This is a genomic window from Pseudoalteromonas sp. XMcav11-Q (assembly GCF_040104525.1).
Lineage (GTDB): Bacteria > Pseudomonadota > Gammaproteobacteria > Enterobacterales > Alteromonadaceae > Pseudoalteromonas.
The window spans coordinates 14,076-31,217 of record NZ_JBECOX010000014.1 but is presented as its reverse complement, the minus strand read 5'-3'; the positions used below and the strand labels follow the sequence as shown (position 1 = coordinate 31,217).

The window sequence follows — 17,142 nt, the reverse complement described above, 5'->3', positions numbered from 1 at the left end:
AAACTAATAAGACAAAAGCGACATTAGAGACAAAGAAAATAGAGTATGTTTATGAGCTAAAGGTATCAAGGCGGGGAGCCTTGATACCATCATGAATGTATAAACCTATAACACCATCGCGGCTATCCAGCCAAAGCAGAGTAGTGGGATGTTGAAGTGAATGAATGTAGGCACCACGGAATCCCATATGTGATCGTGCTGGCCGTCGGCATTTAAGCCAGAAGTGGGTCCAAGTGTGGAATCTGATGCAGGAGAGCCCGCGTCGCCTAGTGCACCTGCGGTTCCCACCAAGGCGGCGGTAGCCATAGCAGAAAAGCCAACTTCTAGAGACAAAGGTACAAATAGCGTGGCAATGATTGGCACGGTTGAAAATGAACTGCCAATTCCCATGGTAATAAGTAAGCCAACAAGTAAAATCATCGCAGCGGCAAGTGGTTTATTATCGCCAACAAAATCGGCACAGCTTGCTACTAAACTTGCCACATCACCCGTCGCTTTCATGACGGAGGCAAAGCCTTGAGCAGAGATCATGATAAAACCTATCATTGCCATCATCGCCACGCCTTTACTGAAAACATCGGAGTTTTGTTCCCATTTCACAATACCAAAAAGGCTAAAAATCATCACGCCAACGAGCCCACCTAATATCATTGAGCCACTGTTATTTTGTGCGATGAGAGAAGCCAGCACCGCAGCGCCGCCGACGATCATGACTTTAGTTGCTTCTTGGCCTTCAGGTACTGTGTTTGACTGAGTACTTTGCTGTTGACTCACCTCATAAACTCGTTTTTTACGATAAGTAATGAAAACGGCAATCAACAGGCCAATCAGCATACCAAGCGCAGGGATCACCATAGCGTATGGCACGTCGAACTTAACCAATTCTAAACCATTGTCTACAAGGTTTTTATGCAAAATAGAGTAAAGGTAAATGCCACCAAATCCATATGGCAACACCATATAACTGGTCGCTAAGCCAAACGTTAAAATACACGCAATCGCACGGCGGTCTATCGTCAGCTTGTTCAGTACGACTAATAGCGGTGGAATGAGGATCGGAATAAACGCAATATGAACTGGCACAAGGTTTTGCGACGCAATCGAGCAAGCCAAAATGATAACCATTATAAACATGCTTAAAAACGTTGAGCCTTCGCTATCATTGGCATTAACCAATTTGAGCAGCTTTTGCGCGAGGATTTGAGTTAAGCCTGACTTCGAAATAGCAACCGCAAACCCACCTAACATGGCATAGCTTAAGGCTATTTCTGCGCCGCCAGATAGCCCATCATTAAAGGCGTTTAAGGTTGTCTTCAAATCTAAACCGGCCACTAAGCCCGCCGCTATTGCACTGACGGTCATAGCGACAATTACATTTATTCTAAAGAGGGTTAACCCCAGCATGAGCAAGACGCCCAAAATAACAGCATTCATACTATTTTCTTGCCTTTCTTTTTATTGATTTATACAACCTCTTCAACTTACCAAGCTCAAGTTTATTAAGTGGTTTTTGTTGATACTGTGACTTTTCAATTAATTGATAAAACTGCCAAAGCGACGCTTCTAACTCAGGAAACAACTTACATAACTCAATAATATGTTGTTTCGCCGTAGTGCCGCTTAGCTGCCCTTTGAAATCGGACACTATAGCATTGTAATAGACAAGTTCGATAGGGCGTTTATGCCGAGTAAGCTGCTTGCTAAGGTAAAATAGCGCAATTGAGAGCAAAAGCAGCATAAACAGGGAAAATATGCCCGCCCAAAGTTGCCCATTGCTCCCAAACCACTCTTTAAACAGTGCGCCTTGCTTTTCTTTGTCAAAATTAATGACGACGCGAGTCCACTGATAGTCAAGCTCCTCGAGCTGTAATCGCAACCAATTAATAGATTGCCAATTAGACAAGCCAATTAAGCTGTAGCCCAAACCGCTTTTGAACTCACTCGATAATTGTTCTAACTGAGAAAGGCTCCCTGTCATGCGCTCTGGGGCAATCCAGGCGGTTGGGTCTAAGCGTTGCCAGCCAATTCCCGGTGTAAAATATTCAACCCAAGCATGTGCGTCATATTGATAAACGCTGTAATAGCCTTGATTGTCATTTTTTTCACCGCCCAGATAGCCTGATACTAAGCGAGCGGGGATACCCGCGCTTCGCAGTAGAAACGCCGCAGCAGAGGCGTAATGACCACAAAAACCGTTAAACGAGCTAAATAGAAAGTCATCAATCCTATCGCTCGATTGGGCTATAGTTGGTGTTAAGGTATAGACGAAACCATTTTGCAAAAAATAGCGCTTCATTAATTCAATGAATTGGCTCGTTGTTGTCGATTGACTGTCCCAGTCGCGCGCCAGTTGCCTTGCCTGTTGATTAATGCCGTCAGGTAATGCGGTGTTACGCCTATAATACCAAGGCCTTAACGAGTCTTGGGGTTCAAAGTCAGTGAAATCGATTTGATACTCGACAGGTTTTGCTGATAGGTTTTTCAAATAGACCGTGCCAAACACGTTACTATTCAACTTAGCGTTTTTCGAATAAGAGTATGACAGGCCATACAACCAAGGAAGTTGACTTGGCTGCGCAATAATGGTTGCTGCGCCGATCGGCTCTTTGGGCAACGCTCTGATATTAGTACCTTGATACTCAGAGACTTTCCATTGCCGTCCGTCAAATTCATCATGAATAATTGCACGCCAATAGAAAGGTCCAGTTTGTTGAGTGTTCTCAAATGACGCCCTAAACACCAAGTCGCTGGACTGGGATAAGTTTGCGATATTGAAAGGATCTACATTCTCAGATAATCCTGTTTTTGCTTGATTCTGCGGTGCAGGTAACTGCCAAAATGCCGGGAGTTTTGGTAAAAAAACGACTAATAAGGTAGCTACAGGCAGCACCAATACCAATCCCTTTGCACTTACCTTAAGCGCAGGTTTGAACCTTAGGTTTTGCTCGAGATTAAGCATGATAGCTAAATTAACAGCCAGCAAAATCAATACAAGAAATGCTGCAAATATACTTTGTGTAAAAAGAAATAAGCACGGATAAGTAAAGAAATTCAAAATACATATTTGTGTAAATTGGCGAGCTTGCGTGGCATGCACTTGTTTCAGTAGCGATGCAACCAACATCAAAGCCACAAAAACATTCACGCTGTTTTTTATACCTATTAATGAGGCCGTTGCAATGGCGCCGAGTAAAGTGACCAAGTTGATAAAGCGAATGCTTAACACGCTTGGTTTAGTCACCAACCTCGATGCTTGCCATAGTGTTAAAACGGTACATAACCCGACAAAACCGATACCAAAATCATCGACAAGAATAATGCTCAGCAGCCATAAAAATAGTGACGTGCTGTAGTACCATTTTGGGAAGCTAGAATTCACTTAATGCCTCCAAGCAACATAGTTTATGGGTTTCACCTTGACCGAACGGGATCCTGTTTTGTTGAAGTAACAGGGCATAACTTGTTTGTTGCTTATCGGCGTCAAGCACCATAGTACAAAGTTTACTCAGACGTTCTTCTTTGCTGCCTGAAAGTTTAGAATAATCGAAAATAATGCGGTGTAAATCGGCCGACTCCGGTGCATTCTGTTTAATTAACATCTGTTCCGTCTTGGCGTAATGCTTCCAAGAAACGCGGCTTAAACTCATCCCTTTTTGATATTGCGAGAGATGGTCGAACTCAACTGAACGCTCTTTCTCTTGTATGCTTTGGCTAGTATTCGAGGCACTGCCGAAGCTAAACTCTGTGTCTACAACGGGCAATGGAGTAGGGTACACGTAGAAAGCATCGTTTGGTTTTATATACGACCAGGTACGAATAAGGCCAAATGGGAAGTAGCTGAGGATTTTAATTACCCCCGTATCATATACGCCACGAGGTAATTCAGGGGCACTTAGCTCGAGAATTTTCTCATCACTCACTTCGGAAATATGGGTAGTCGTTTGGTTGTATTCACTTGAAAGTCGAAGTGATTGGATCTCTGCGCTAGATGAAATACTGAGTCTAATAGATGAACTATATGGGCTAAAATTAGCATTACTTCCCAAATATCGGACATTTGTATTGTTCAAGTTAAAAAAACCTAAAAATAGGGCGGCTATCATCATCACAGCCATAATGTAGGACACTGCAAGGATTAGATTATTCTGATAGTTGATCCCCAATACAAAATTAAGCAAAGCCACAGCGATAAAAAAACCGCCATCCTTAGATGGCAGTATGTAGATATTATTATGAGATAACCGTATTTCTGAGCGTTGATGTCGTTGATAAATATGCTGCTTAACTTTCCGTTTCAAGCGGTTAATCATGCTTAATGTACCGGTACGTTTTGAAAGACCTGTGTCTGAACTTCTGCTTCATTAGTCGTGGTAACGCCAAGTCGATGGGCACAGACTGAAGTGAAAACGGCTTGAACATCATCGGGTATGACGAAATCTCGACCACTAATAAACGCATATGCACGACTTGCGGCTGCAAGTGCGATGCTAGCTCTTGGCGACAAAGGATCGCTAAATTGACCTGAGCTTCGTGTGTGGTTAACTAAGCGAAGGATGTAATCAATAATAGCGTCACTTAGCACAATGTTAGGCACAACTTGTTGATAGGCTAACAGTGTTTTACCATCGATCACTTGTGGTGCTTGAGTCAGTTTTCTCGCTTTCCCAGCTAATTTAATTAGCTGCGCTTCTGCCATTTCCGAGGGGTATCCTAAGCTTATACGCATAAAAAAGCGGTCTAGTTGTGACTCAGGCAGTGGATGCGTGCCAGATTGATGCTGAGGATTTTGCGTTGCAATCACAAAAAATGGGCTAGGGAGCTCATGGCTTACGCCATCGATGGTTACTTGATGTTCTTCCATGGACTCCAACAACGCGCTTTGAGTTTTTGGACTTGCGCGGTTGATTTCATCGGCCAGTAAAACTTGGCTGAAAATTGGACCAGGATGGAATTCAAAAGACTGATGTTCACGGTTAAAAATAGAAGTGCCGGTAATATCAGCTGGGAGTAGATCGCTAGTAAATTGCACGCGACGATATGTCAGACCTAACACATCAGCAAGAGAATGAGATAGCGTCGTCTTACCCATACCTGGTAAATCTTCAATAAGGAGATGGCCGCGACACAAAAGACTGCAGATCGCGAGCTTTATTTGTTCAGGCTTTTCTAAAATAACGGTAGAGAGCGCATCGGTAAGTTTCTTTATTTCTTCATTCATGTAACCAGCTCTAAACGCTTCATTACCGAATCCACTTTATGTGCATTGAAAGGTTTAGCGATAAAGCCCTTAGCACCAAGTTCCCAAGTATTTTGAACATTCTCCATACTATTATGGCCAGAGCACATGATGACATGAGCCACAGGAAAGTTTTCGTTTATGTAGGAAAGAATTTCGGTGCCATCTGTATCGGGAAGCTCAATATCTAAAAAGACAACACTGGGTTGTTTATGTTTTAGTAGCGGCTTTGCAGAATCAAAGTCTTCACAACCATAAACTTCTTCAAACCCTAAGTTCTCCAAAATCTGTGTCAGAAAATCTCTGATCTCAACAGCGTCATCAATTATCAAGATTGGTTCTAGCGGTCTTACAAATTCCATATGTCGATACTTCAAATTACAAATTCAACCACATACTATAAAAAGCGAAACCATAGCTCAATAGAAAATACAGTAAACTTTTTATTAATGTCCGATACCGTCTAGTATTGGACATTAATTGGTGATTTATTTAGCTTCTTGCTGCTGCTAATACTGGAAATAATTGTATCCTATAATTTATATTATGTTAAATAAAATAAATCAAAAGAGAGATTAACTTACTCTCTTGTACAATCAAAATTTCGCTGGATGTTTATGGGCTACTTTTTGACCTGCTTATCCGTTTTCGAATATAAAACTGACACCGCTGTTTCTAGTGCTACATCCCTACCATTATTGTCCATATCGCCAGCTACAATTATATTTGGTTCGAAGTCTTCACGAAAACTACCATTTACGTGATATAAGCGTTCAAACCCAACTTCAACCCAAGCGTTACTTTGATCAAGGACGAGACGTTTGATGCCGCCAAGCAAATCAGCCATCGGTGCGCCAATTACTGCGTCCGCACCCAAAGCATCAAAGCCAATTGTCATGCCTTCTCCAATACTGCCAGTCCAGCGCCCAGCAAGTACAACAAACGGTACCTTTATTTGTTGCTTTGCTGGTTTAGTGAGCGCGTCTTTTAACTCTGCTTTGTTGAATTGTACAGATCCCGTTTGAGTACGGTACTTTTGATACACGCTTGGCGCAGCAGTAAAATGTCCAAGTATGGGTTCTGCGACACCAGTATTCCCGCCGCTGGGTGTATTTCTAAGGTCAATAATATAACCTTTCACTTCACCTAAGAGCTTTAATGCAGCTTTAAACTCATCAACGGTTTGGGCGTTGCCCATGGCGTTATTAAATCGAATATGACCAAATTCATCTATTTTTTCGTAGGATACTTTAGGCCCATTACCTAGCGCATTTATCGCATCATAACTTGCGGCAAGTTCGACAGTTGCTAGCTTTGTATCCCGTTGAAATTCAATTTCGCGTTTTTGATAACGTTTTCCTCCTAACGCAATATTCAGTGCGTAACTCTTCTGAGCCTTATTTAATTGACTCAATGGCACCTGCATTACGTCTTGGATGGCTTGCGATATTGTATTGCCATCTATCCTTGTCACTTTATCTCCGGGTTTTATCCCTTTAACGTCAGCATCGCTGCTACGTTTTACGTCAATAATAAGTGCGCTGTTATCATTAAACTCGACATACATATCTGCACCTGTTGGATACACACTGTAATCCTCTTCATTTAATGGACCAAGATTGAGATGCGGATCTGTAAAGTGGCGTAAATATGCTTGGCTTAAATCAATAAAGGCTTGCTTTGAATCTAAATTATTTAACTTATTCTCAAATAGCTGCCGAGTTTGCTGGTAACCTTTAAAATCATCTAGATATGCGTAATGGGTTTGCAAGTTATGATCGAGTTCTTTCCACGCATCCAACACGCTAAAAGTCTCAGCACTTGCAGCAAAATTTGTTGTTAAAAGGAAGCTGAAGCATAAAAAAGCATTTAATTTCATATTATTATATCCTTGTTATTATTATTTAATCCCAGTTATTTCATACTAATGAAGCGCTGCGCTAAATGGAATACGCTTACAAATATCCGCTTCTGCGATGAGAATTTCCTCTAAACGTTTGTCTATCGTTAATTTGTCGAAATACTCGTAGCCGAGCTCCACAAAGAGGTTTTTGTGTTTTTCTTCTGACTTGGCGATTGCAACATAAAAGTCTTTCTCTTTGCCTTCAGGAAGCGCTTCTGCAACTAAAGAAAAACGCTCGTGGCCCCTAGCCTCAATTACCGCACCAATCAGTAATCTATCAATTAAATATTCATCTGTGCCTTGGCGGAACAATGCGCGCATTTGCTTTATATAGGGGTCTTTTTGATCGTTCCCTAGTAGCGTACCACGCTCGGTTAAGATCTTAAGTACCTGTTTAAAATGGATCATTTCTTCTATTGCGAGATCAGCCATCGCTTTTACTAGCTTGATCCTGTCTGGGTAATGACCAAGCATTGCCATCGCCATTCCGGCTGCTTTTTTTTCTGCAGCGGCGTGATCTTGAAGAAAGGTATCAAAGTCGGCTAGGACTTTTTCAGTCCAGCTAAAAGGTGTGTGATATTTTAATTCAAACATAATTCTATCTTGTATATACAGCTTGTGGTGAGTATAACAAACTCAGACGCTCGAGCGAACTTGCATGCTAAAGAGCGCTGTGTCTTTATCTGCTTTGCCATTACGTGTCGATTCCACTTTATTGGGGTGTGAAAACCACTTCCATGCAGTGACTTTACCACCGATATTGACATGCGGAATGGTCACTTTTTCTTGAGTCACGCCTATAAATTCGGCAAGCGTTTGCTCGGCATCAGTTGCGGTTAGATTGACCATTATAATAGGAATATGATTCATTTTTGCAAAGCTAAGCACCCTATCATGATGCTTGCTATAACAATCCCGCCAATAACCATCGTCTTCAAAATGTTTGTCAAAATCAGGAAAAGTTTCCAAATAACAACGCTTAATGGTGTCGTTAAAGCCCCCTTTTTGTGACAGTAAATTTTCTTTCATTGCCGTCATCAAACGCTTAATTGAGGGAAGCCATTGCTCAAAATCTCGTGTCAAATGTACTATTTTAACTTCAGGATATAAAGCATATAGTTTTTCATAGTCAGCAAAAACGGGCGTGTCAGCAATAAACTCAGCGCAGTCTAACGCTTGCCTTGTGTATGCCGTGTGTGCTGTTTTGTATCCAGCACCTAATGCAGCAATACACAGACTTGTTGTGCCCGTTCGTGGTAAACCCGTTACCAGAAATTTGTGTTTTGTCATATTTAGATAAAGTAATACACGAGGTTGAATGACGCTAAAATAAGTATTACTCCATATGTTGTCGCCATCGCTACTTTTCTGATTGAAAAGTTGGTTTTACCGAGTGCAACATAGTGTGCAACTCGAGAAAACAAAAAAGCAATGCCAAAAGCATGAAGTAGATATGGGTTGATTTGTTGAGTTTCGAGTAACAACATCATTAACAGTACGAAAGGTGTGTACTCGATAAAGTTGCCGTGGATCCGAATTGCACTTTGCAGTTCATCGATACCACCATCTCCAAGCGATACTTTATGTCTGTGTCTGAGTGATATTATGTTAAAACTGAGTTTAATATAGATTAGTGCCAGTAATGCCGCATATAAACCGGTGATCATAAAAAGCCCTCCAATGGAGGGCTTAGTGTATAAGTTTAATTAGTTCACAGCCAGTATTACTCAATTAAGTAAACAGCATAAACTTCCGCGTTCAATGTAATTGCACCTGTGTTATACGCATTTTTGTATGCGCCTTGATCTGCTTCCATTGCCATCGCTGCAGAGCGCACGTAAGGCTGAACTGGCGTTTGCATTGGTTGGAATGAAACTGAGTACAGCTTTGCCAACTCAACATCAAACTCGCCTGCTAGTTCTTTAGCTGCTTTCTTTGCATCTTTAATGGCGGCTTTTTTGAGACTTTGCAGATACTTGCCTTCATTTTCAACACCAAATTCTGTGTTATTGAACTGATTGATGCCGCTGTCTACAAACTCTTGAAGTAACTCTGGGTATTTTTTGATGTCTTTAAGTTTCACAGTCAAGCTGCGGCTCACACGAAAACCATCAAACTCTTCTTCATTTGATTCACGATTGTAGCGTGTCTGTCTGTAAACATTCAGTTGCTCTGCGTGAATATCGTCTTCTTTAATATCGAAGCGTTTAGCGATTTCTATGGCCTTAGCCATAATCTTATCGACGTTTTCTTTGGCTGTGGGTAGCGATTTTTGCTTTTCGGTAATGGCGACACGTATGGTTGCAACATCGGGTTGTACTTGAATAAATGAAGTACCTTTAACATATAAATGCGGCGAGTCAGGCAATGCGCCTGCAAAGCTAAATCCAGATAAACATAATGCCAGTAAGCCAGTTAAAATTCGCATCTTTTGCTCCTAAAAAGTGATACCTGCATATTCAAGCATATTTCAATTAACAACTACTGAATTGGATTTCAAGGTAACAAACTTTAACAAAATGAGTGATTATCACTCTGAGAAGTTATATGTGGTACTCTCAACTTTTGCGCGTGATTGATAAACAAAAATCGCCGCCAATATGAGTTGGCGGCGATTTCTGTTTTAGCTAGGGCCTGTTGACCTTTGCTGTTTGATTTTTGTTCTTCTGAGTGTGTTTTGGTCGCGACGCTCGACTTGCCGCCTAGTAATCTAGGCAAAAGTTGAGCAACAATGAACAAAGCGCACTCAGGTGAACCCAAAGGGCAGCGCTTGACTGGCATTTCTACTGTGTTATCACCTGACTTACATAGAATAACTATGCTACGCAGGCTCTGCCTTGTATAAATACCAGTCAAACTGCTGCAAAAACAAACTTGAAAGATCAACAGGCCCTAAGTAAAAGTAATTAGACGCTACAGCGTTTGTAATTTCTATACTTAGGGAGCCAATAGTTTTTCTCTATCGCTGCCCAAATTGCGTCGTCTTCCATTTCAAGTGCAACGCCCTCTTCCATTGCTTTTTTAGCAACTGCAAAAGCAATTCGCTTACTCAACGGCTCAATTTCAGTTAGGGCTGGTAGTAAGCTACCTTTGCCCGTATTAGCACGTGGTGATGATTCAGCAAGCATTTCGCTCGATACCATCAACATGCTATCTGTAATACGGTTCGCTTTAGCTGCAAGTACACCAAGGCCGATCCCTGGGAAGATATAACTGTTATTACATTGAGGTATGATAATTGTTTGCTCACCATGTACTACAGGTTCAAATGGGCTTCCCGTAGCTACAATTGCTTGACCATCAGTCCACTCAATCACATCTTTTGGATGCGCTTCAACTTGGCGTGATGGATTACTTAGTGGGAAAATTATCGGCTGTTCGCACCCTGCATGCATCGCGCGGATCACTTGCTCAGTGAATAAACCTGCTTGACCTGACACACCAATTAAGATGTCTGGTTTTGCACAGTGCATTACATCTAATAAAGATGCAAATTCACCACTGTATGTCCAATCCGCAAGGTTGGCTTGTTGTTGAACTAGCGCTTCTTGGAAATCTCTTAGCCCTTCCATGCCTTCTGTCAGAAGGCCAAAACGGTCCACCATAAACACTTGGCTTCTCGCTTGCTCGTCGGTTATCCCTTCTGAAATCATTTGGCTAATAATTTGCTCTGCAATACCACAGCCAGCAGAGCCTGCACCAACAAACACCACTTTTTGTTCCGAGAGCTTCGCTCCTTTCACGCGGCAAGCGGCTAGTAGCGAACCTACAGTAACCGCAGCGGTGCCTTGGATATCATCGTTAAAGCTACAGATTTCATCGCGGTAACGTTTCAATAATGGCATTGCGTTAGGTTGTGCGAAATCTTCAAACTGTAACAGCACATTAGGCCAACGGCGTTTCACCGCTTTAATGAATAGATCCAGGAATTCGTCATATTCAGCTTGGCCGATACGCGGGTGTCTTGCGCCCATGTACATTGGGTCATTGAGTAGCTTCTCGTTGTTTGTCCCTACGTCAAGCATTACAGGCAGTGTGTAAGCTGGGCTGATCCCACCACATACGGTGTAAAGTGCCAGCTTACCAATAGGAATACCCATACCACCTATACCTTGGTCGCCAAGGCCTAAAATACGTTCACCATCTGTAACCACAATAACTTTTACTTTGCCTTTAGTGGCATTTCGTAAAATATCGTCGATTTGATAACGGTCTTCATAAGAAATAAACAAACCACGAGAGCTGCGATAGATATCTGAAAACTTCTCACATGCATCACCTACTGTAGGGGTGTAGATGATTGGCATCATTTCTTCCAAATGATCGCGTACTAAACGGTAATACAGCGTTTCGTTGTTATCCTGAATAGCACGCAAGTAAATGTGCTTGTTTAGGTTGTCGCTAAAGCTTGAATATTGCTGATAACAACGCTCAACTTGCTCTTCAATTGTTTCATAACGAGGAGGAAGTAGTCCTGCTAAGTTGAAATTTTCACGCTCGCGTTGAGAGAATGCACTCCCTTTGTTAAGCAGTGGCGTTTCTAATAGTGTAGGACCTGAATAGGGAATGTAGAGATAATTTGGATCGGTTTGTTTAGTCATATTTACAAGCTTGACACTAATTTTTTAGTCTAAGGGTTCATTATTGTCGAAAAGGATTAAATTACAATGAATTTAGTGCTCATCAGACCATTATTAACGCGCTCCAGAGCACGTTAAACGCATTTTTCTGGAACGCTAAATTATAGCCTAAAAGCACTTAAGAAACCACGGCTTATTCGCTGCTCTCACCGAGTGCAACACCTTCTCTTCTTGGATCTGCGCCACCGATTAAATGTGTTCCACGAACCTCAATGGCATGCAGTCCAGAGTTTAAGTCGCGGATCTGTACTTCATGACCTTTTTTCTCAAAGTAAGGTGCTTGTTTTGTCAGCTCAGTGCCTTTTTCAAGCGTTGTGTACTTATTGCGATTGGTGATTTTTGGTAAATCAATCGCAGCCTGCACAGATAATCCCCAGTCCAGAACACCAACTAAGGTTTGAGCAACATAGTTGATAATACGGCTGCCACCCGGTGAGCCGACTATCAATTTCAGCGACCCATCTTTATTAAACACCATTACGGGTGCCATAGAGCTTCTTGGGCGTTTGTTTGCTTCTACCCGGTTAGCGACCCATTTATCCCCTACTTTTGGGGAAAGCGCAAAGTCGGTTAATTGGTTATTGAGTAAATATCCGTTGACCATCACCGTCGAGCCAAATGCCATTTCAATCGAGCTTGTCATAGAAATGGCATTACCCTCTGCATCTACAATCGACACATGGCTGGTCGAAGGTAATTCATAACTATCATCCATAGCATAAGCGAGTGTGCCCGAAGTTGGGTCGCCTACTGGAAAGTCGTGATTATCCATTTCACCGATAAGTTTGCTACGGCCTAATAGATATTGTTCGTTAAGCAATGCTTTTGCTGGCACTTCAACAAAATCAGGATCGGCTACGTAAAAATCTCTATCGGCAAACGCTAGGCGAGATGCTTGAGTAAAGAGGTGCAAGGCTTCTGGGTCATTTGCCTTATACTTACCTAGGTCGTACGGTTCCAGCAGCTTCATCATTTGCAAAACGGCAATACCACCACTGCTAGGCGGTGCCATAGAGCAAACTTTATATACACGATATTCCGTACAGATAGCGTCTCGAGTTTTGCTCTTATAATGTTCTAAGTCGCTCAGCTCCAATTTGCCAGGTGCGATTTCAGACTTTTGCACAGCTTCTACTAATTGAGTGGCATTTTGCCCTTCATAAAAGGCTTGGATCCCTTGTGTTGCTACTTTGTAGTATAGGTTTGCCAAAGGCAGATTCTTTTTAAGGGCCCCTGGTTGTAGTGCTTTACCATCCGGATAAAAATACTCTTTTGCGGGACTGAGCTTTGTCAAACCTGGGTTGAGTTTTTTCTCAAGCAGCATATTTAAACGTGGAGAGACGATAAATCCGTCTCGAGCTAATTCAATCGCTGGTTTGAATAATTCCTGCCATGGCAGTTTACCGTATTTGTCATGTGCTGATTTAAACGCGTGTAGAATACCAGGCACACCAACAGAGCGACCGCCCACCACAGCCTCAATCCATCTAACCGCATTACCCGTATCATCTAAAAATAGATCAGGGCCTGCAAGTTTTGGTGCAGTTTCTCTTCCATCAAAACTAATTAATTCACTGCTTTTCTTGTCGTAGTGCAGGATAAACGCCCCGCCACCTACGCCCGATGATTGCGGCTCAACCAAAGTAAGCACAAGTTGGGTTGCTATCATGGCATCAACCGCACTTCCCCCTTTTGAGAGCATCAATTGACCTGCTTTACTCGCATAGGGATTGGCAGCAACGACCATGTACTTTTCTGCGGTGCGTGCTTCTTTAGATTGGAAACCTGTTGCGGCTTCCGGCTCTCTAATTTCGATTTTTTGTTGCTCAGCTAAGGTGTTGGTTGAAAAGCTGAATGCGGCAATCACGGTTAGTGATGCAAGTGTATGTTTCATAATACCCACTTTGCTTACGTCTTATATTTGGCATCATAAAAGCAATTAGGCACAATATGCAAAAATAATAATGTGAAATCGTATGTTTGAACTTCCAACGAACAAAGAATATCTCATTGGCCCTGTGTCTTTGGCGATATTGTCAACAATATTGATGTTGTTCGGGCTTGGCCCGCACTTAGATTTCGACAGAAACGCAATTGCTGATGGTGAAATATGGCGTATTTTGAGCGGTCAGTTTACCCATAGCAATTGGTATCACTTGATGCTAAACCTGCTTGGGATCTCATTTATTTGGTTATTACATGCCGAATATACAAGACTAAGAAAATATTGGCTGAATGTGCTTTTTCTTGGCCTCTTTACCGGGCTCATGATCTTGCTATTTTCGCCAAACATTGTTGTATATACAGGCTTGAGTGGCTTATTACATGGGCTTATCGTATGGGGAGCGCTTGAAGATATTAAGCGGAAGCTAACAACTGGATATCTGTTGTTTATTGGTGTGTGGGCAAAGGTATGTTGGGAGCAATATGCGGGTGCAAGTGCAGATGTAGCCAAACTGATAGACTCGAGAGTCGCCATTGAAGCACATCTATTTGGTGCAGTTGGTGGTGTGGTTTTAGCTGTTATCTATTTATTTTATAAAACAAAAAAGCCAGCTTAAGCTGGCTTTTTTATCCGCTCATTTGATTACAAGTTTTCTTTGAACAACTTGTATATACGACGGTATTCATCCAACCAACTTGATGGCTGTCTAAAGCCATGCGGTTCAACTGGATAAATCGCCGTTTCAAAGTCTTCCTTTTCTAGCTCAATTAGGCGTTGCACCAAGCGCACCACATCTTGGAAAAACACGTTATCATCAACCATAGGTGCATTGATCAGAAGCTTGTTTTTCAAACCTTCAGCATGATAGATAGGCGAACTACGTTTGTATGCAATTGGGTCTACATCTGGGCGATTAAGGATATTTGAGGTGTACGGGTCGTTGTAATAGGCCCAATCGGTGACTGGACGTAAAGCTGCGCCTGCCTGGAATAGATCCGGCTGAGTAAATAGCGCCATAAATGTCATAAAGCCGCCGTATGAACCACCATAAGTACCTACAGCACCACGGTCAACATTAGCGTTGTTCACCATCCACTCAACACCGTCTGCCAAATCTTCGATTTCTGGTTTACCCATATGACGATAGATTGCCGTTCTCCAGTCTCGGCCATAGCCCTTAGAGCCGCGATAGTCCATATCCATGACGACATAGCCTTCGCTCGCGAGAAGTGAATGGAACATAAACTCTCTAAAGTAGTTAGACCAGCCCATATGTGAGTTCTGCAAATAACCCGCACCATGGTTAAAGATCACAGCCTTACGATTCTTACCCGTTTCACCTTCTTGATAATCTGCTGGGTAATATACTTTTGCGTAGACAGGCTCACCTTGATGGCTTGAAGGAACCGCAACAATCTTAGGTGCAATTAACTTCTTATTTAAAAATGCATCTGAGACCGTATTAGTGAGTCGTGACACCGCTGCTTTTGGCGCTGCATCCGCCACATAAAGTTCTGGAGGCATCATGATTTTTGAGTGAGTTAACAACAGCTTTTGCTCATCTGGGCTTAGCTGGTAATCTGTCAGGCCATCTAAATCGGTTAACTGCTCATCTTCACCGCTTGCTAAATTGACGCGATAAATTTCGTATAAACCTGGGTGATCTTTATTGGCTTTGTAATAAACAAATTGACTATCGTGGGTTAAGGTTGGTTCAGAAACCACAAACTTCCCTGAAGTCATTGCTTTTGCTTTGCCGTTAAGCGGCTTAACATAAAGCTGGCTATATCCAGTTTGCTCTGAAAGATAGTACAAAGCATCTTGGTTGTTTAACCAGCCAAAATCATTGTAGGTGTAATTGATCCAAGCATTGTCATGTAGGCGGTGCTGAGAAACGAATTGTTGTTTATCAAAATCAACAGTTGCTAACCATCTGTCTTTATTATCCCAAGCACCAAGCATCACTGCGACTTGAGAACCGTCACTATTCCATTGGATAGCGGATTGACTCCAGCCCCATGTGTCGATCAAGTTGATATCACGTGGTGCTTTTTCACTCTTATATGATTCACCTTTTGCCTTAGCATTTTCGCGTTTCACCTCGGCTAGTACATCTTCATCAAAGCCAGGCAAAGTATCATAGCTCAGCGTGACTTGCTCTGATTTCGCTAAATCAATGAAAATCACATCAGAACTCATTGGTTTAGTGTCTGCGACGCGGCGGCGAGCTTTTACCGGATCAATGTCACCGTTTTGGCTCACGTAGTTAGGCATGATGTCAGAGTCAGAACGACTTGGTTTGTCATCGGTGATCACGGCGATTAACTTGTCACCAGTAGGTGCTAAGCTAACTGAGATAAGCGTTTTTCCTTTACCAAGATAAAACTGATTATCTTGGATGCTTGCGTTATTCGTTTCTATCTCTTGATTTCTAGCTTCTCGATCTTTGCTGTTTTTGTGCGTTAGCGCGACGAATTGAATCAGTTCGTGTTGCTGCTCAGCGATATATCCATTTGGCTCTTTTACCCCTTCTGGCTTATCCGATAAATGTAACTTTACCAGTTCTTTGGTTAAACCTGTGGCTAAATCGAACGCAAATAGCGCATTGCCTGAACGGTAAGCTAATCGGTTATCACTTAAGAATTGCGGTGCATACTCATAGTTCGAAGAATGAGTAACTTGTATCAAAGCGCCAGACTTCAGGTTTTTAACGAATATGTTGCCCTTAAATTCATAAGATTGTAGCGTCCGACCTTTATTATAAATCGCGTTTGCAGCACCAACAGCATGTAAATCTGACAGCGAAACCGCTTCGCTTGTTTGTGCGCTACTGACTTTAAATAGATCTCTTAACTCTGAACCAGCTTGCTTACGCTTATAGAAAACGGTTTTGCTATCGGCCCCCCAATACGCGCCTTCTGGTTGTCTTCCCAACCAATCAGGATGCGCCATTGCTTGTTTTAGGGTGATCTGCTCACCACCAAAATCAACGGGAGTGACAACAACTTGTGGGACTGGTGAATTGGCTTCAACTTGTTGTGGTTTTGGGCTTACTTCAGTGGTCTGACAACCAGAAAGGAATAAACCTGAAGCGACTGCCATCGAGATAAGAGAGAGTTTCAACATGTGACTTTCTTATAATAGTTAAATTTGCTTAATTTAAGCAGAAAGCCAGCGGAATATCGACAGATTTAAGATTAAAAGCACAATGGGTGGGACAAAAAAAGGCCAGCATAGGGATGCTGGCCAAATACTCTCTGCGCTCACATAGTCGTTGATGGACAACGAGTATGAAATGAGGCCTATCCGCGCCTCACAATAGTAGACCGCACTATCAGAAAAGAGTTCCAAAAATTACAGTAAAAAAATTAAATTTTTTATATCCAACCAGAGCTCTTCGATAAAGGAATGAGCTAAC

General features: G+C 42.2%; 14 protein-coding genes. 1 reads left to right on the top strand and 13 read right to left on the bottom strand.

Going from position 1 to position 17,142, the window contains the following annotated elements:
- Positions 1 to 105: 105 nt before the first annotated feature.
- From ABMY45_RS19395 to ggt, 12 genes are all read right to left on the bottom strand, one after another.
- Positions 106 to 1,434 carry a Na+/H+ antiporter family protein gene (locus ABMY45_RS19395; protein WP_010372843.1) on the bottom strand — a complete coding sequence of 443 codons (1,329 nt, stop codon included), beginning with the start codon at positions 1,432 to 1,434 and terminating at the stop codon, positions 106 to 108.
- 1 nt (position 1,435) lies between these two features.
- A complete protein-coding gene (locus ABMY45_RS19390; RefSeq protein ID WP_349289366.1) occupies positions 1,436 to 3,379 on the bottom strand; it encodes a DUF3488 and transglutaminase-like domain-containing protein in 1,944 nt (647 codons plus the stop codon).
- Positions 3,369 to 4,298: a DUF58 domain-containing protein gene (locus ABMY45_RS19385; RefSeq protein ID WP_349289365.1), complete on the bottom strand. Its 930-nt coding sequence runs from the start codon at positions 4,296 to 4,298 to the stop codon at positions 3,369 to 3,371. The genes ABMY45_RS19390 and ABMY45_RS19385 overlap by 11 nt, the downstream gene beginning before the upstream one ends.
- Positions 4,299 to 4,312: 14 nt before the next feature.
- On the bottom strand, positions 4,313 to 5,218 hold the full coding sequence (locus ABMY45_RS19380) for an AAA family ATPase (protein ID WP_349289364.1): 906 nt from the start codon (positions 5,216 to 5,218) through the stop codon (positions 4,313 to 4,315).
- Positions 5,215 to 5,598, bottom strand: coding sequence for a response regulator (locus ABMY45_RS19375; protein ID WP_010372856.1), 384 nt, complete (start codon positions 5,596 to 5,598; stop codon positions 5,215 to 5,217). The genes ABMY45_RS19380 and ABMY45_RS19375 overlap by 4 nt, the downstream gene beginning before the upstream one ends.
- Before the next feature lie 260 nt (positions 5,599 to 5,858).
- Entirely contained in the window at positions 5,859 to 7,115 is a 1,257-nt protein-coding gene (locus ABMY45_RS19370; RefSeq protein WP_349289363.1) for a S41 family peptidase, read from the bottom strand.
- A gap of 45 nt (positions 7,116 to 7,160) precedes the next feature.
- On the bottom strand, positions 7,161 to 7,733 hold the full coding sequence (locus ABMY45_RS19365) for a tRNA-(ms[2]io[6]A)-hydroxylase (RefSeq protein ID WP_010604765.1): 573 nt from the start codon (positions 7,731 to 7,733) through the stop codon (positions 7,161 to 7,163).
- Positions 7,734 to 7,775: 42 nt separating this feature from the next.
- Entirely contained in the window at positions 7,776 to 8,429 is a 654-nt protein-coding gene (locus ABMY45_RS19360; RefSeq protein ID WP_174168867.1) for a sulfotransferase family protein, read from the bottom strand.
- A 2-nt stretch (positions 8,430 to 8,431) separates the two neighbouring features.
- A complete protein-coding gene (locus ABMY45_RS19355; protein ID WP_017217387.1) occupies positions 8,432 to 8,806 on the bottom strand; it encodes an MAPEG family protein in 375 nt (124 codons plus the stop codon).
- Positions 8,807 to 8,862: 56 nt separating this feature from the next.
- A complete protein-coding gene (locus tag ABMY45_RS19350) occupies positions 8,863 to 9,567 on the bottom strand; it encodes an SIMPL domain-containing protein (protein WP_174168866.1) in 705 nt (234 codons plus the stop codon).
- A 478-nt stretch (positions 9,568 to 10,045) separates the two neighbouring features.
- Positions 10,046 to 11,740, bottom strand: a complete 1,695-nt coding sequence (locus tag ABMY45_RS19345; RefSeq protein WP_138583474.1) for an NAD-dependent malic enzyme — start codon at positions 11,738 to 11,740, stop codon at positions 10,046 to 10,048.
- Between the two features lie 172 nt (positions 11,741 to 11,912).
- Positions 11,913 to 13,673, bottom strand: coding sequence for a gamma-glutamyltransferase (gene ggt, locus ABMY45_RS19340; protein WP_349289362.1), 1,761 nt, complete (start codon positions 13,671 to 13,673; stop codon positions 11,913 to 11,915).
- A gap of 82 nt (positions 13,674 to 13,755) precedes the next feature.
- On the opposite strand from ggt, the gene rrtA reads away from it, so the two are divergent.
- Complete coding sequence (gene rrtA / locus ABMY45_RS19335; RefSeq protein WP_349289361.1) at positions 13,756 to 14,340, top strand: rhombosortase; 585 nt, start codon at positions 13,756 to 13,758, stop codon at positions 14,338 to 14,340.
- A gap of 26 nt (positions 14,341 to 14,366) precedes the next feature.
- Here the strand turns inward: rrtA and ABMY45_RS19330 are convergent, their stop codons facing one another.
- Positions 14,367 to 16,850, bottom strand: a complete 2,484-nt coding sequence (locus ABMY45_RS19330; RefSeq protein WP_349289360.1) for a prolyl oligopeptidase family serine peptidase — start codon at positions 16,848 to 16,850, stop codon at positions 14,367 to 14,369.
- Positions 16,851 to 17,142 lie beyond the last annotated feature (292 nt).

Coding starts and splice junctions, on each gene's coding strand:
- ABMY45_RS19330 (WP_349289360.1), bottom strand. CDS start 16,850: ATGTTGAAACTCTCTCTTATCTCGATGGCAGTCGCTTCAGGTTTATTC.
- ABMY45_RS19345 (WP_138583474.1), bottom strand. CDS start 11,740: ATGACTAAACAAACCGATCCAAATTATCTCTACATTCCCTATTCAGGT.
- ABMY45_RS19365 (WP_010604765.1), bottom strand. CDS start 7,733: ATGTTTGAATTAAAATATCACACACCTTTTAGCTGGACTGAAAAAGTC.
- ABMY45_RS19395 (WP_010372843.1), bottom strand. CDS start 1,434: ATGAATGCTGTTATTTTGGGCGTCTTGCTCATGCTGGGGTTAACCCTC.
- ggt (WP_349289362.1), bottom strand. CDS start 13,673: ATGAAACATACACTTGCATCACTAACCGTGATTGCCGCATTCAGCTTT.
- ABMY45_RS19375 (WP_010372856.1), bottom strand. CDS start 5,598: ATGGAATTTGTAAGACCGCTAGAACCAATCTTGATAATTGATGACGCT.
- ABMY45_RS19380 (WP_349289364.1), bottom strand. CDS start 5,218: ATGAATGAAGAAATAAAGAAACTTACCGATGCGCTCTCTACCGTTATT.
- rrtA (WP_349289361.1), top strand. CDS start 13,756: ATGTTTGAACTTCCAACGAACAAAGAATATCTCATTGGCCCTGTGTCT.
- ABMY45_RS19370 (WP_349289363.1), bottom strand. CDS start 7,115: ATGAAATTAAATGCTTTTTTATGCTTCAGCTTCCTTTTAACAACAAAT.
- ABMY45_RS19360 (WP_174168867.1), bottom strand. CDS start 8,429: ATGACAAAACACAAATTTCTGGTAACGGGTTTACCACGAACGGGCACA.
- ABMY45_RS19350 (WP_174168866.1), bottom strand. CDS start 9,567: ATGCGAATTTTAACTGGCTTACTGGCATTATGTTTATCTGGATTTAGC.
- ABMY45_RS19355 (WP_017217387.1), bottom strand. CDS start 8,806: ATGATCACCGGTTTATATGCGGCATTACTGGCACTAATCTATATTAAA.